Annotated in this window: 12 protein-coding genes; 1 reads left to right on the top strand and 11 read right to left on the bottom strand. The window is 65.7% G+C overall.

Annotated elements, in window-relative coordinates; genetic code table 11:
• From I5M_RS07165 to rimP, 11 genes are all read right to left on the bottom strand, one after another.
• The coding region (locus I5M_RS07165) for a cytochrome c (protein ID WP_022720776.1) at nucleotides 1-478 on the bottom strand (478 nt) is incomplete at its 3' end.
• Nucleotides 479-636: 158 nt separating this feature from the next.
• Complete coding sequence (locus I5M_RS07160; protein ID WP_159103979.1) at nucleotides 637-1,656, bottom strand: lipid A deacylase LpxR family protein; 1,020 nt, start codon at nucleotides 1,654-1,656, stop codon at nucleotides 637-639.
• 395 nt (nucleotides 1,657-2,051) lie between these two features.
• Complete coding sequence (locus tag I5M_RS07155) at nucleotides 2,052-3,737, bottom strand: PAS domain-containing methyl-accepting chemotaxis protein (RefSeq protein WP_022720774.1); 1,686 nt, start codon at nucleotides 3,735-3,737, stop codon at nucleotides 2,052-2,054.
• Between the two features lie 403 nt (nucleotides 3,738-4,140).
• Entirely contained in the window at nucleotides 4,141-6,297 is a 2,157-nt protein-coding gene (pnp, locus tag I5M_RS07150; protein WP_022720773.1) for a polyribonucleotide nucleotidyltransferase, read from the bottom strand.
• A 352-nt stretch (nucleotides 6,298-6,649) separates the two neighbouring features.
• Nucleotides 6,650-6,919: a 30S ribosomal protein S15 gene (gene rpsO, locus I5M_RS07145; RefSeq protein ID WP_022720772.1), complete on the bottom strand. Its 270-nt coding sequence runs from the start codon at nucleotides 6,917-6,919 to the stop codon at nucleotides 6,650-6,652.
• 2 nt (nucleotides 6,920-6,921) lie between these two features.
• Nucleotides 6,922-8,022, bottom strand: coding sequence for a tRNA pseudouridine(55) synthase TruB (gene truB / locus I5M_RS07140; RefSeq protein ID WP_022720771.1), 1,101 nt, complete (start codon nucleotides 8,020-8,022; stop codon nucleotides 6,922-6,924).
• Nucleotides 8,022-8,432 carry a 30S ribosome-binding factor RbfA gene (gene rbfA, locus I5M_RS07135; protein ID WP_022720770.1) on the bottom strand — a complete coding sequence of 137 codons (411 nt, stop codon included), beginning with the start codon at nucleotides 8,430-8,432 and terminating at the stop codon, nucleotides 8,022-8,024. The genes truB and rbfA overlap by 1 nt, the downstream gene beginning before the upstream one ends.
• Nucleotides 8,433-8,600: 168 nt before the next feature.
• Nucleotides 8,601-11,291, bottom strand: a complete 2,691-nt coding sequence (infB, locus tag I5M_RS07130; protein ID WP_022720769.1) for a translation initiation factor IF-2 — start codon at nucleotides 11,289-11,291, stop codon at nucleotides 8,601-8,603.
• Nucleotides 11,292-11,308: 17 nt separating this feature from the next.
• Nucleotides 11,309-12,067, bottom strand: a complete 759-nt coding sequence (locus tag I5M_RS07125) for an RNA-binding protein (RefSeq protein WP_376738670.1) — start codon at nucleotides 12,065-12,067, stop codon at nucleotides 11,309-11,311.
• Between the two features lie 136 nt (nucleotides 12,068-12,203).
• Nucleotides 12,204-13,814, bottom strand: coding sequence for a transcription termination factor NusA (nusA, locus tag I5M_RS07120; protein ID WP_022720768.1), 1,611 nt, complete (start codon nucleotides 13,812-13,814; stop codon nucleotides 12,204-12,206).
• Between the two features lie 3 nt (nucleotides 13,815-13,817).
• Complete coding sequence (rimP, locus tag I5M_RS07115; protein ID WP_022720767.1) at nucleotides 13,818-14,597, bottom strand: ribosome maturation factor RimP; 780 nt, start codon at nucleotides 14,595-14,597, stop codon at nucleotides 13,818-13,820.
• 335 nt (nucleotides 14,598-14,932) lie between these two features.
• Between rimP and I5M_RS07110 the strand changes: the two genes are divergently transcribed.
• The coding region (locus I5M_RS07110) for a DUF2336 domain-containing protein (protein WP_031335698.1) at nucleotides 14,933-15,684 on the top strand (752 nt) is incomplete at its 3' end.

Below are 15,684 nucleotides of genomic sequence, written 5' to 3'. Positions count from 1 at the left end.
CAGACTGGCCCGCCAGTCGCGGAAACGCGTCGCCGACGCCTTCGCCGTTGGGGCCGTGACATTGATTGCAGGCCGGCAGGCCTTTTGCGCCCATGCCGACGGTGGCGAGGGCCCGGCCACGCGTCGCGGCCTCGGGCGAATCGGCGGCCTGGTCGGTGACCTGCGGCGGCGACTGGCGCGCGTAGTAATCGGCGACGGCGCGGCGGTCTTCGGGCGACAGTCCCTTGGCGACCGGCGACATCATGCTGCTGGCGCGGCTGCCGTCGGCGAAGCTGTTCAGTTGATGCACCAGATAGTCGGCGTCGAGTCCGGCGAGTCGCGGATAGCCGTTGGCCGGAATGCCCTGGCCCGTGAGCCCGTGGCAGGATTCGCAATGCTGCGCACCCGACGCACTACCGTTCAGCACGATCGCGCGGCCATCGGCGGCGTGACCGGCGCTGATCGGCGCCAGGACGAACGCAGCGACGACAACGGTCACCCACCCCGACCTTTGACGCCCTGCCATGTCTACGCTTCCCCGCGGTGTATCCTTACCTCACGGCTGAAGCTGTTTTCTTAAGGCAGTCTTAAGCCGAAGACGGCCAAGGCCAGCCGTCCTTGAAGGCGTGGCTACAAATACGCAGCAAACGAGGGGACTTAGAACCGATAGGCCAGCGAGAGCGAACCGTAATCCGAATAGGCCCGCGCCTGGGTGCTATATTCGCGCGAGCGATGGATCCAGGTGGCGGTGGCCATGAAGCCGGCCTGGTTGAAGACTTCGACGCCGCCGATCAGATCGTAGACGAAGTTGTTTTTGGTGACGCTCGGGCTGGAGCCGAAGGTCGAGCCGTCGAGGAAGATGTTGCGCGCGACGCCGCGGGCCTCGGCGCCGCCGAACACCGAGAAGCCCCAGAATGGCGCCGCCGGATTGGTGCTGACGAAGTTAGCTCCCGAATAACCGGGCCGGATCAGCGTCGGGCCCCAGGTCGTCGACAGCGAACGCCCGAACCGGGCGATGGCGCCGGCCTCGCCATAGGTGAAGACGTTGCCGCCGGTGAAGCCGACCGACGGAATGACGTCGACGCCAAACCCGTTACCGAGCTCGCTGCCGAACTTCCAGCGCCGCTCCCACGCCAGCACCACGCCGGGTTCGTCGCGCAGTTCGTAGCCGTTGATCACCGGCGCGGACTGGCCGAGCAGCGAATGGAAGCTCGACTGCACCGCCTCGGCCAGCGACAGCCGTCCGCCAACGACGCCTAGCTGGACCTCGAACGAATCGAGCTGGCGTCGGCCGGTTTCCTGAGCGGCATTGAAGCCGGTGTAGAGCCAGCCGCCGAACGGCCGGTCGACGCCGGGCCGATAGATGCCGCGGGTATCGCGGTCGGGGGTGTAGATGCTCTGCGCCAGCGCGATCCATTCGAACTGCCGCTTCACCTCGCCGGCGGGCGCCCCGTAGGTCACCAGCACCGGATCGACCCATGCGAACGCCCGCGCCGCCACCAGATCGCGCGAGAACTGATCGAACACAAAGGAAAGGCGGAAGCCGTTAGTATAGTCGCGATCGGTATGTGCGACGGTATCGTTCTCAAGCGTCAGAACCGCGCGCTGCGCCATCGCGCCGCTCGGCAGCAACACCGTCAGCAAGACCGCAATGCAGCTCGCAGCAAATCTGGTCATCGGCATGGTTCGGAGATCGCCCATGCCGGGAGTATCGGGAGAACACCCGCGAACGGCAAGCGGCCAGATCGAGTCTGACCTCAACTATCCCAGACGTGATAAATGCGGGTTGTTGTTTGTGTCCGAAGAGACACACCGGCGGTCACTAAATAGCGTCGGGACGCCCAAGAAATAAGCACCCCAAGGGTTTTACTAACCCGTGTTGTCAGTAGCCCCGACGGCCACCGGCAACGCTCCGCCGGCCCTGGGTCCAACACAGCGGATCGATGGCCGGCAAGGCTGGAGCTCCGATTCTGATAGAATCAGGACCGGAGCTCCGGATTCTTAGTTCGACGCGTTTTCTTCACGCGAACCGGTACCCGCTTCGCTCGAAAACGCTCTGCACGCCGGACAGCTCAGGCCGCCGCGGCGATCGCTGCGGCTTCGTTAGCAGCCCGCTGCATGCTCGAGGACATCTCGCTGGTAACAGTGCTCTGCTCCTCGACAGCCGCTGCCGTGGAGGTGACGTACTCGCTGACGCTCTGAATGGCTTTTTTGATTCGGGCGAGCGCACTAACGACATCGCCCGAGATGGTATTGAGGTTGTCGATCTCGGTTCCGATGCGATCGGTCGCTTGCTTGGCCTGATTGGCGAGATTTTTGACTTCCTGGGCCACCACCGCAAAACCGCGGCCAGCCTCACCGGCGCGAGCCGATTCGATCGTCGCGTTGAGCGCCAGCAGATTGATCTGGCCGGTGATATGGCCGATCAGCTCGACAATGCCGCTCATCGCCTGCGCGGCTTCGTTGAGACGATTGGCCTGAGCGTCGGCGGCGTCGACCTCGCCGACGGTCTCCATCGCGGTGCTACGCGACTTGGTCATGGCCTCGGAGATTTCGCGCACAGACGCGTTGAGTTCTTCCGAACCGGCGGCGACCTGCTCCATCATGGAGCGGACGCGCTCGTTGCCCATGCGGGTCAGCACCTGCCGGGTCGTATCGGTGGCGTATTTGACGACCTTGAACGGCTTGCCGTTGAGATCGAGGATCGGATTGTAGGAGGCCTGGATCCAGACTTCCTTGCCGCCCTTGCCGATGCGCTTGTATTCGGCGGCTTGATACTCGCCGCGCGCCAGCGCTGCCCAGAACTCCCGATAGGCCGGCGTGTCGCGCTCGCTGGACTCCACGAACATCGAATGATGTCGACCCTTGATCTCGGCCAGGGTGTAGCCGAGCGTATGCAGAAAATTCGCGTTGGCGTCGAGCACGACGCCGTCGGTCGTGAATTCGATCACCGCCTGCGACTTGCCGATGGCCGCGATCTGGCCGGCGAGATCAGCGGTCCTCAGCTTCTGCTCGGTGACGTCGGTGGCGTATTTCACCACTTTGAACACCCGGCCGTGGTCGTCGAGAATCGGATTGTAGGACGCGAGGATCCAGACTTCCTTGCCGCCCTTGCCGAGCCGCTTGAATTCGCCGGGGAAGTACTCGCCGCGGCCGAGCCGCTCCCAGAATTCCCGATAGGCGACGCTGTCGCGTTCCTCCGGCGTCACGAACATGCGGTGATGCTGCCCCTCGATCTCGGCCAGCGTGTAGCCGAGCGCCTTGAGGAAGTTGTCGTTGGCGGTGAGGACGGTGCCGTCGATCGAGAATTCGATGACCGCCTGCGCCCGGTCGATCGCCGCGAGCTTGCCGCTGTTCTCCAGGCTGCTGCGCTTGGCCGACGTCACGTCCGCGGCGAATTTGACGACGCGCACCGTCTTGCCGGCTTTGTCGAGAATGGGATTGTAGGACGCCTGGATCCAGACGTCGTGCCCGCCCTTGGCGATGCGACGAAACTCGCCGGCGACATATTCGCCGGCGCGCAGCTTCTGCCAGAACTCTCGATAGGCCGCGCCGTCGTGCTCCGACGAGTCCACGAAGATGCGGTGATGCTTGCCCTTGATCTCGGCCAGCGTGTAGCCGAGCGCGGACAGAAAATTCTCGTTGGCGTCGAGCACGTGGCCTTCGAGATCGAACGAGATCACCGCCTGCGATCGATTGATGGCGGCCACAATGGCTTTGTCGGAATCGAGGTCGGTGCTGCGCGAGAAGGAGAACATGCCGAGGACCTTTCAGGTGCACCAGCAATCGGGTGCACGACTCGCCGCTGCCGAAGGCGGCGCGCTGACGTAAGGCCAATTTGGCATTCGATGATTAAGTAACAACTAGCCCCATTCTAACGAAGAACGCTCAGTAAATGCACTACGCGTCTCTTCACTCAGCGCGACCGCACCGGTATCAAGTTCCATTCTGAACGAGACGACTACTTATCCGACTCTCTCTTGGCATGACACGCGTCATACGGGTAGTTGCCCTCCGACAGCTTCGGGATCATGCAAAGCGCGTTGCAGCGGCTTGCCGCGGGGCGAAATGAACCACGCGGCTCACAGTTCACCGGCCTGAAAACAAAAGGGGCGGCCTCGCGGCCGCCCCTGAAACTCGCGCTGAAAGATCGCGGGCGAATTACTCGCCGGCGGCCTGGGCCGGAGCTTCGCCCTCGGCCTTCGGCTTGGCTTCGAGGTCCTCGCCGGTGGCCTGATCGACCGCCTTCATCGACAGCCGGGTCTTGCCGCGGTCGTCGAAGCCGAGCAGCTTGACCTTGACCTTGTCGCCTTCCTTGACGACGTCGGAGGTCTTCTGCACGCGGCCGGCGGCGAGCTGGCTGATGTGCACCAGGCCGTCCTTGGCGCCAAAGAAGTTCACGAAGGCGCCGAACTCCATCACCTTGACGACGGTGCCTTCGTAGATCTCGCCGACTTCCGGATCGGAGGCGATCGACTTGATCCACTTGATGGCGGCCTTGATCGACTCGCCGTCGGATGAGGCCACCTTCACGGTGCCGTCGTCCTCGATGTTGACCTTGGCGCCGGTCTTCTCGACGATCTCGCGGATCACCTTGCCGCCGGTGCCGATCACTTCGCGGATCTTGTCGGTCGGGATCTTGAAGGTCTCGATGCGCGGCGCGTGTTCGCCGAGCTCGGCGCGGGCGCGGTCGAGCGCCTTGGACATCTCACCCAGGATGTGGATGCGGCCGTCCTTGGCCTGGCCGAGCGCCACCTTCATGATCTCTTCGGTGATGCCGGCGATCTTGATGTCCATCTGCAGCGAGGTGATGCCCTGGTCGGTGCCGGCCACCTTGAAGTCCATGTCGCCGAGATGATCCTCGTCGCCGAGGATGTCGGACAGAACCGCGAAGCGCTCGCCTTCCAGGATCAGGCCCATCGCGATGCCCGCGGTCGGCCGCTTCAACGGCACGCCCGCATCCATCAGCGCCAGCGAGGCGCCGCACACCGACGCCATCGAGGACGAGCCGTTCGACTCGGTGATCTCGGAGACGACGCGGATGGTGTAGGGGAATTCGTGGTGCGGCGGCAGCACCGGATGGATCGCGCGCCACGCCAGCTTGCCGTGGCCGATCTCGCGGCGCTTGGTACCGCCGAGGCGGCCGGTCTCGCCGACCGAGTAGGGCGGGAAGTTGTAGTGCAGCAGGAACGTCTCTTTGTACGTTCCCGACAGCGAGTCGACATACTGCTCGTCTTCGCCGGTGCCGAGCGTGGTGACGACCATCGCCTGGGTTTCACCGCGGGTGAACAGCGCGGAACCGTGAGTGCGCGGCAGCACGCCGACCTGCGCCAGGATCTGGCGCACGGTCTTGACGTCGCGGCCGTCGATGCGCTTGCCGGTGTCGAGGATGTTCCAGCGAACGATCTTGGCTTCGAGCTCCTTGAACACGCCGGCGATGCGCAGCTTGTCGTATTTCGGCTCCTGGCCTTCCGGGAAGAAGTGCGCGATCGCCTTCTCCTTGACCTTGCCGACGGCGGCGTAGCGCTCCTGCTTGACCGGGATGGCGTAGGCGGCGCGCAGCTCCTGTTCGACCAGGCCGAGCATTTCCTTCTCGATCGCCGAATTGTCGATCTCGGTCAGCTCGCGCGGCTCCTTGGCGGCCTTCTCGGCGAGCTCGATGATCGCGTCGATCACCGGCTGGAAGTGGCGGTGACCGAACATCACGGCGCCGAGCATCACTTCTTCCGACAGCTCCTTGGCTTCGGATTCGACCATCAGCACGGCGTCCGACGTGCCGGCGACGACCAGCTCGAGGCGGGTCTCCGACATCTCGTCGAGCACCGGATTGAGCACGTACTCATCGTCGATGAAGCCGACGCGGGCGGCGCCGATCGGGCCCTTGAACGGCACGCCCGACAGCGTCAGCGCCGCCGAGGCGGCGACCATCGCCAGCACGTCCGGATCGTTTTCCATGTCGTGCGACAGCACGGTCACGATCACCTGGGTCTCGTTGCGCCAGCCGTCGGCGAACAGCGGACGGATCGGACGGTCGATCAGGCGGGAGACCAGCGTCTCCTTCTCGGTCGGACGGCCTTCACGCTTGAAGTAACCGCCCGGAATGCGGCCGGCCGCGTAGGTCTTTTCCTGATAGTCGACGGTCAGCGGCAGGAAGTCGACGCCTTCGCGCGGCGCCTTGGCGGCCACGACGGTGGCGAGCACGACGGTCTCGCCATAGGTGGCGAGCACCGCGCCGTCGGCCTGGCGGGCGATCTTGCCCGTCTCAAGCTTGAGCGGACGCCCACCCCAATCGATTTCGACTGAATGTTGATTGAACATCGGATGTTTCTCTCATCGGTTTCCGACAAGACCGCACCCCAAAAACCAAAAGACCATGCGCAAGATGGCGAGACGCTGCGCGCCCGAGGGCGAAAACAGCGTCCGGCGATCCTGCCATGGTCTTGAGGTCAGAGATGTGTGCGGTCCTCCCGGTGCGGGGCGAGACCCCTATGGTCTTCGCGTCCCGCGCGGCTCGGGCCGGCGGCCCGTTTGCGCCCGGCCGCCGGATGCGGCTGGGCAATGGCGCACAGACAGACTCGTAATGGGCCTGTGCGAAGGAATCGCCCGGCCCGCTGCGGCGATGAGGAGGCGAGACGCCTCCGCCGGACGGGTCGGGGCGATACGTCTTGGATCAGCGACGGATGTTGTGCTTCTCGAGCAGCGCCTTGTAGCGCGCCTCATCCTTCTTCTTGATGTAGTCGAGCAGCGACCGGCGCGTCGACACCAGCTTCAACAGCCCGCGGCGCGAGTGGTTGTCCTTGGTGTGGGTCTTGAAGTGCGCGGTGAGGTTGGCGATGCGTTCCGACAGGATCGCGACCTGAACCTCGGGCGAGCCGGTGTCACCGGCCTTGTTGGCGTTGGACTTGATGACTTCCGCTTTGCGTTCGGCGGTAATCGACATCGTCAGTTACTTTCCTTAAGCGTCGGACTGGCGGTCAGTCCGTTCAGGTTGAACACGCGCTTGGGGATGAGTTCGCCATTGCCGACTTCGGCGAGGGCCAGAAGCCGGCCTGCCACCGTGACATAGACTGTGCCGCTGCAAGGAGGCGCATCCCGTCCGCGCAACAAAACGGCCTGGCCCCGGTGGAGCCTTGCCGCGTCAGCCCGTGTGACGGCCAGTGCCGGGATGTCGTCCAGCGCGGTCTCAACGGGCAGTAGCGCGTCGGCGAGGCTACCCTCGCCGGACGCCGCTCTATCGCACAAAGCCTGCAGCTCTTCCAGCGGAATCATGTCGGCCTCGTCGAACGGGCCGCACAGCGTCCGGCGCAGCGCGCAGATATGGCCGTAGCAGCCGAGCAGGCGGCCCATGTCGCGCGCCAGCGCCCGCACATAGGTTCCCTTGCCGCACTCGGCCTCGAACACCGACTGGCCGTTAGCGCCATGATCCACAAGGGTTAATTGGTGAATCTCGACGGCCCGCGGGGCCAGCTCGACGGTCTCGCCGTCGCGCGCCAGATCGTAGGCGCGCTCGCCCTGGATCTTCACGGCCGAATATTGCGGCGGGATCTGCTCGATCACGCCGGTAAAGCGCGGCAGCAGCGCCATGACGGCCTCGGCGGTCGGCCGCTGCTCGGAACTCGCGGTGACGCGGCCCTCGGTATCGTCGGTGTCGCGCTCCTCGCCCCACGCCACGGTGAAGCGATAGCGCTTACGGCCGTCCATCACGAACGGCACCGTCTTGGTGGCCTCGCCCATCGCGATCGGCAGACCGCCGGAGGCGAGCGGATCGAGCGTGCCGGCATGGCCGGCGCGCTTGGCCGAGAACAACCGCTTCACCACCGCGACCGCGTGGGTCGAGGTCATGCCGATCGGCTTGTCGAGGATCACCCAGCCATGGACGTCGCGCTTGTCGCGGCGCGGCGGCTTGGGGCCGCGGTTCTGGCCATTCGCCTGCGCGTTGCGCGGATCGTTGTTGTCGCGCGGCATACGCGGTGCGGGCGGCTGGTCGGGGCCGGCGTGCGCGTCGTGCGGAGCGAGCGTTGCGTCGGGCATGGTCACGGTCATCAATCCTGGTCCGAATCCGGTTCGAGGTCTTTCTGGACTGCGGGCGAGCGCAGCAAACGGTCGATTCGTTCGGCTTCGGCGAAACGTTCGTCGATGCGGAAGCGGATGTCCGGGGCGTATTTGAGGTTCACGCGGTGAGCGATCTCGCCGCGCAGATAGCGCTTGTGGTGCTCGAGCGCGTCCAGCACCTGCTTCTCGTCTTTGCCGCCGAGCGGCATCACGTAGATCGTCGCCAGCTTGAGGTCGGGCGACATCCGGACTTCGGGCACCGTGATCAGATGGCTTTCGAGCACGGGGTCGTGGACATCACCCTGGGCGAAGATCTCGGCGACCGCGTGACGCACCAATTCGCCGACGCGCAGACTGCGGGTCGAACCTCCGGAGGGAGCTTTGTTCTGGTGGCGGGGCATGATCGTCTCTCAAAAACCTTCGTCATGCCCACGCTTGTCGCGGGCATGCACGTCTGTGATGCGGAAAGGCAAGGACGTGGATGGCCGGGCCGTTATCGCGAAGACGCGCATCAGCCCGGCCATGACGCCTCGTTACTAATCAACCAGACTCGACTGTAAGATTCGGACTTACAGCGAGCGCTGGATGGTCTCGACGCGGTAGCACTCGATCACGTCACCGACACGCATGTCGGTGTAGTTCTCGAACGCCATGCCGCATTCCTGGCCCGACTGGACTTCCTTCACTTCGTCCTTGAAGCGCTTCAAGGTCGACAGCTTGCCCTCGTGCACCACGACGTTGTCGCGGATCAGGCGGACATTGGCGCCGCGCTCGACGGTGCCGTCGGTGACGCGGCAACCGGCGACCTTGCCGACCTTGGAGATGTTGAAGATCTCCAGGATCTGGGCGTTGCCCAGCATGGTCTCGCGCAGCGTCGGCGCGAGCAGGCCGCTCATCGCCTTCTTAATATCATCCACGAGATCGTAGATGATGTTGTAGTAGCGGATCTCGATGCCGTTGCGCTTGGCGGCCGCAGCGGCCTCCTTGTTGGCGCGAACCGAGAAGCCGAGGATGACGGCGTTGAAGCCTTCGGCCAGCGTCACGTCGCTCTCGCTGATGCCGCCGACGCCGGCATGCAGGATGCGCGCGGCGACCTCGTCGGTGCCGAGCTTCTCCAGCGAGCCGAGGATCGCTTCGAGCGAGCCCTGCACGTCCGCCTTGACGATCAGCGGGAATTCCTTCCGGCCCGACGTCTTCAGCTGCGTCATCATCTGTTCGAGCGAGCCGCGCATGCCCGACACCGAGGCCGCCGACTTCTCGCGCTTCTGATGGGCGCGATAATCGGTGATCTGGCGGGCACGCGCTTCGTTCTCGACCACCGCGAGACGATCGCCAGCTTCCGGCGGACCGTTGAAGCCGAGCACTTCGACCGGCACCGACGGGCCGGCTTCCTGCACGGTCTCGCCCTGATCGGAGATCAGCGCGCGAACGCGGCCCATCTCGGCGCCGGCGACGATGATGTCACCGACCTTGAGGGTGCCGCGCTGAACCAGCACGGTCGCGACCGGACCACGGCCGCGATCGAGCTTGGCTTCGATCACGGTGCCTTCGGCCGGACGCGTGGTGTTGGTCTTGAGGTCGAGCAGTTCGGCCTGCAGCGCGATCATCTCGAGCAGCTTGTCGAGACCGGTCTTGTTCTTGGCCGAGACTTCGACGTCGACGACGTCGCCGCCCATCGATTCGACCTGAACGTTGTGCTGCAGCAGGTCGGTGCGCACCCGCTCGGGCCGCGCATCCGGCTTGTCGATCTTGTTGATCGCCACGATGATCGGAACGCCGGCCGCCTTGGCGTGATTGATCGCCTCGATGGTCTGCGGCATCACGCCGTCGTCGGCCGCCACCACCAGGATGACGATGTCGGTGACCTTGGCGCCGCGGGCGCGCATCGCGGTGAACGCGGCGTGGCCGGGCGTGTCGATGAAGGTGATCTTGGTGCCGGTTTCCGGCGAGGTCACCTGATAGGCGCCGATGTGCTGAGTGATGCCGCCGGCTTCGCCCGACACCACGTTGGCGTGGCGCAGCGCGTCGAGCAGCGAGGTCTTGCCGTGGTCGACGTGACCCATCACGGTCACCACCGGCGAGCGCGGCTCGGTATCGGTGGAGTCGTCGACGACGTCGAACAGACCCTCTTCCACGTCCGCCGCGGCGACGCGCTTGACGGTGTGGCCGAGTTCTTCGGCGATCAGCTGCGCGGTGTCGGCGTCGATCACATCGGTGATCTTGTACATCGACCCTTGCTTCATCAGCATTCGGATGACGTCGACCGCGCGCTCGGACATGCGGTTGGCGAGTTCCTGAATGGTGATGACTTCAGGAACGATGACTTCGCGCACCAGCTTCTCTTTCGGCTCGTTCGAAGCATGACCCTTGAGCCGCTGGGTGCGGCGGCGGAACGAGGCGATCGAACGTTCGCGCACGTCGTCGGCGTTGAGCGCGGTGACCACGGTGAGGCGGCCGCGCTGCTTGGATGCGCCGGGCTTGGCGGCCGGCTGCTTCGGCGGCGGCGCCGGACGCGCGGGACCGCCAGGACGGCGGATCATGCGCGGCGCCTCGTCGTCGTCGCCGGCCTCGGCCGGAACACCGGGAGCGCGCGCGGCCGGCGCACCAGGACGCGCAGACGGCGCACCGGGACGCGCGGAGGGCGCACCGGGACGCGACGGCGCCGGCGCGGTCCCTGCGGGGCGCGCCTCGACCGGCTTGCGGGCCGCCGGAGCCGGCTCGGTATCGCCGAAGCGCTTCTTGGCTTCGGTCTCGGCCTTGCGCTTGGCTTCGTCTTCCTGGCGGTGACGCTCTTCCTCGGCCTTGCGGCGGGCCTCGGCGGCTTCGCGCTCGGCCTTTTCGATCTTTTCCTGCTCGGCGCGGCGCAGCGCTTCGATCTCGGCCTGCTTGCGCTCCTCGACCTCGCGGACGCGGGCGTCGGCCAGCGCGGTGGCGCGGGCGCTGCGCTCGTCCTCGGTCAGGGTCCGCAGCACCATGCCGCTGCGCGCCTGCGGCGACGAGCGCTGCGGCGACGACTGCTGGCGTGACGGGGCGGGCGCGGCTGCCGCGGGCCTTGCGGGCTTGGCGACCGGCTCCGGCGCCGCTGGCTCGGGCGATCCGTCGCCGAGCCGGCGCTTGCCGCGCTTCTCGACCACCACCTGTTTGCTACGTCCGTGGCTGAAGCTCTGGCGCACGACGCCCTGCTCGACGCGCGGCTTCAGCGTCAAGGTCTTGGTCGGCATCGTCAAAGTCTTGTCGCCAGGCGTTTTCGTATCAACCATTCAGTCGTCCCAATCTCTCAAACGTTGTGCGCGTTCGCACGGCCATCATCAGCGTCGTCGTCAGTCACGTCGTCGGCTTTGACTGCGCCGTCGGCGGTGGTTTGCCGGCAAGCGTCGCGGTCTTCGGCGTCGCGGTCGTCAGCGTGGTTCTGCTTGGCGATCGGCTGTGCTGCCGCTGCCGCATCGGCATTGCCGTCGTCCGCCAGCCGGTATCGGACCAGAATCTGGCAGCGCGACAGGAATGTTTGTCCGGCCGAGCCCGCAAGCAGCGCAGCATGTATCACATTTGACCGCCCCAATGCCAAATCCAAATCATGCGACATGAGGGCGTCGACGCGCGGAATTTCGCGCGAGCCGGTCGCATGGCCGTCATGTGCCCGCCTCAGAGCATCGAGTTTGCGGATTCCGTCGGCGGCGCCGTCGGTCGCGTGGATCACCGCCACCGCCTCGCGGCTCTTCAGCGCCGACTCGACCTTGCCGAAGCCGCTGACCACCTGCGACGCCTTGGCGGCGATCGATAACGCGTCGATGACCGAACGCACCAGGAGCGCCTCGAGATCGGTCGCCAGCGCCGGCGCCACCTTGACGTCGCGCTTGAACCCCCTGGCAAAGACGCGGCGGCGCACCGCCTGTTCGACGATGCTGCGCGACGCCGTCAGCCAAAGACCGCGGCCCGGGAGGTTGCGCTTCAGGTCGGCGACGACCTCGCCGGTCGGGGCGACGACGAAGCGGATCAGCTCCGAGGTCGGCCGGACCTGCCGCGTGACCGCGCACATCCGCTCGGCCGCGGATTTGCGCATCCGCGGTCCGTCGTCGAGATCTGCAGCAGCGTCGGGCGCAGCAAGCATCCGGTCGATAACCCCTTCATGGGTTCAGGCGTGATGTGGTCGAGAGCGACGGCATGGCGAATGTTTACTCCGCCTCGCCGTCGGCGAGTTCCTGCTCCGGCTCGGCCGCTTCGAGCTCGGACGCATCGATCCAGCCGGCCTTGACGCGGGCCTGCATGATCAGCTGCTCGGCCTCGTCGCGGCTGATCTCGACGCCCTCGAAGAAGCCCGCGTGCTTGACCGGCTCGGCGCCATCCTTGCGCTCGACCCAGCCGACGAGATCGTCGGTCGCACAGCCGGCCAGATCCTCGACCGTCTTGACCTCGTTCTCGCCGAGCTTGACCAGCATCTTGGAGGTGATGCCGGGAACTTCCCTGAGCTCGTCCTCGACGCCCAATTCCTTGCGCCGCGCTTCGAGCTCGGCCTCGATCTGGTCGAGATACTCGCGCGCGCGGGTCTGCAATTCGGCCGCGGTTTCTTCGTCGAAGCCCTCGATGCCGGCGAGTTCGCGAACGTCGATCAGGGCGACCTCCTCGACCGAGGTGAAGCCTTCGGAGGCGAGCAACTGGCCGACCACTTCGTCGACGTTCAGCGCTTCCATGAAGACGCGGGTCGAGTTCTCGAAATCGGCCTGGCGGCGTTCGGATTCTTCGCTCTCGGTGAGAATGTCGATGTCCCAGCCAGTGAGCTGCGACGCCAGACGCACGTTCTGGCCGCGGCGGCCGATCGCAAGAGATAGTTGGTTATTGGTGTCCGGAACCACAACCTCGATGCGCTCGCGTTCTTCGTCGATCACCACCTTGGAGACTTCGGCCGGCGCCAAAGCGTTGACCACGAAGGTGGCGATGTCGGGCGACCACGGAATGATGTCGATCTTCTCGCCCTGCAGCTCGTTCACCACCGCCTGCACGCGCGAGCCGCGCATGCCGACGCAGGCGCCGACCGGATCGACCGAACTGTCGCGCGACACCACGCCAATCTTGGCGCGCGAGCCCGGATCGCGGGCCACTGCCTTGATCTCGACGATGCCGTCGTAGATTTCCGGCACTTCCTGCGCGAACAATTTCGCCATGAACTGCGGATGGGTGCGCGACAGGAATATCTGCGGACCGCGGGTCTCGCGGCGGACGTCGAACACATAGGCGCGGACGCGGTCGCCGTTGCGGAAGGATTCACGCGGCAGCATTTCGTCGCGGCGGATGATGGCTTCGCCGCGGCCGAGGTCCACGATGACGCTGCCGTATTCGACGCGCTTGACGACGCCGTTGACGATGTCGCCGATGCGATCCTTGAACTCGAGATACTGCCGGTCGCGCTCGGCCTCGCGCACCTTCTGCACGATCACCTGCTTGGCCGACTGCGCGGCGATGCGGCCGTATTCCAGCGGCGGCAGCGTGTCGGCGATGGTGTCGCCGACCTGCGCGCCCGGATTGGCGCGCTGCGCCGCCTTCAGCGAGATCTGGTTGGCGGGGTTCTCGACCTGGTCGACCACCAGCATGTGACGCGACAGCCGCAGCTCGCCCTTCTTGGGATCGATCTCGGCGTGAACGTCGGTCTCGGAGCCGTAGCGGGCCCGCGCCGCCTTGGCGATCGCGTCCTCCATCGCGGCAATGACGATGCCGCGGTCGATCGATTTCTCGCGCGCGACGGCATCGGCGATCTGCAGCAATTCCAGCCTGTTGGCGCTGACGGCCATGGATCAGTCTCCTTCAGAGAGATCGAAATCGCCACGCCGCTTGCGGTCGGCGGCGAGACGGTGAGCTTTGGTGTTGGTCGGCTTCGGCTTGGCGGCCAACGTGAGCGCCTTCGGCTTGGGCTTGGGCGCGTTGGATTTCTTCGGATCGCTGCGCTTGGCGTGCGGCGGCGGCTCCGGCGCGAGCCCGAGGCTCTGCTTGAGGTCGCGCTCGGCCTGCTTCCCACGGCGCATCGACTCGGCGATCAGCTCGTCGGTCAAAACCAGCCGGGCATCGCCGATGTCATGCATCGGCAGCTTGACCAGCGGCTCTTCATCCTTGGCAATGCCCTCGCGCAGCACCCGGACCGCATCGCCTTCGACGCCGTCGAGCAGCCCGCGGAAGCGCTTGCGCCCATCGTGCGGAACCGACATCTCGATCTTGACCAAGTGGCCGGAATAGCGGGCAAAATCCGAACGCCGCACCAGCGGACGGTCGATCCCCGGCGAGGAAATTTCCAGCCGGTAGGCACGGTCGATCGGGTCGGCGATGTCGAGCACCGGCGACAGCGCCTTGGACACCGCCTCACAATCGTCGATCAGCATGGTGCCGTCCGGCCGTTCGGCCATGATCTGGACCGTGCATCCGGCTTCGCCCGACACCTTGATGCGGACCAGCCGATAGCCCATGCCCTGCAGCACCGGCTCGGCCACGGCCCCGAAGCGCGCCGCGACGCCGGGCTCGACCACGAGCCGTGGCTCGGTCAGCGCGTCGGACTCCATCTCGGGGATCGTCGGATCGGTCATCGTCAAAAGCTGAGCTTTTTCAAGGGTCCGTTGGGGTGCCTGCAGCTTCGTTCTGGAGCGGCCGGGCGGCTGCATTGCCGCGGAACATGCACCGATCGGGTAATAAAAAAGAGCGGGTCCCGGAGGGCCCACTCTCGATACTCGATCGTATGAGAATTTCAGATTGAGGTGGATATAGCGGTTTTAGGCCGCTGCGGCAAGCCCGCAGCACGAACTGCGCGACCGGCACAAGCGGCAGCCATTGATTAGGAACGCACCGCAAACCTCAACCCTTCGTTCATGCCGGCTGCCTAAGGTCGCGTGGCCGCGCCGCCCTGGCGCCCCGAGATGATTGGATGACTGCCGCCCTCTCTTTGGTGCCAGAGATCGACGACGTCGTCATGCGCAGCGACCCGACACGCCGCGCCGAGGCCGTGCGCCGAATCTCGGATCTTTTCATGCAGGGCGCGTCCGCCTTTCACAGCGACCACGTAGCGCTGTTCGACGGCATCCTGCTGAGGCTCGTGCCGGTGAGCGATGTCGAGAGCCGCAGCGAATTGGCGCGGCGTTTCTGCTCGATCGCGAACGCGCCGCCGCAGCTCATCGCTCAGCTCGTACAGGACGAGGACATCGGCATCGCCGGGCCGCTGCTGCGCCGCTCGATGCTGGTCGACGAAGCGACGCTGGTCGAGTTGGCGCGCCAGCGCGGCCAGACGCATCTGATGGCGATCTCGGAGCGGCCGACGATTTCGCCGCCGATCACCGAAGTGATCGTTCGTCGCGGTGATCGCGACGTGGTCCGCAAGGTCGCCGGCAATGCCGGCGCCGAATTCTCGACGATCGGCTTCAATGGACTGATCCGCCGTGCCGCGCAGGATGGCGTGCTGGCCATGACGGTCGGCGGCCGCGACGACCTTTCGCCGGTGCGGCTGAAAGATCTGCTCGCCTGCTCGACCGATCTGGTGCGGCGGCGGTTGTTCGAGAGCGCGCGGCCGAGCGCCAAGATCGCCATCAACCGCGCGATGCGCGAGCTCGCCGGCGAGCCGACCCAGCCGGTGATGCAACGGGACTACGCACCGGCTCAGAAAGCGGTGGTGGCACTCCTGAA

This window comes from Rhodopseudomonas sp. B29 (genome assembly GCF_000333455.1).
GTDB lineage: Bacteria > Pseudomonadota > Alphaproteobacteria > Rhizobiales > Xanthobacteraceae > Rhodopseudomonas.
This window is presented reverse-complemented; position numbering and strand designations above follow the sequence as displayed.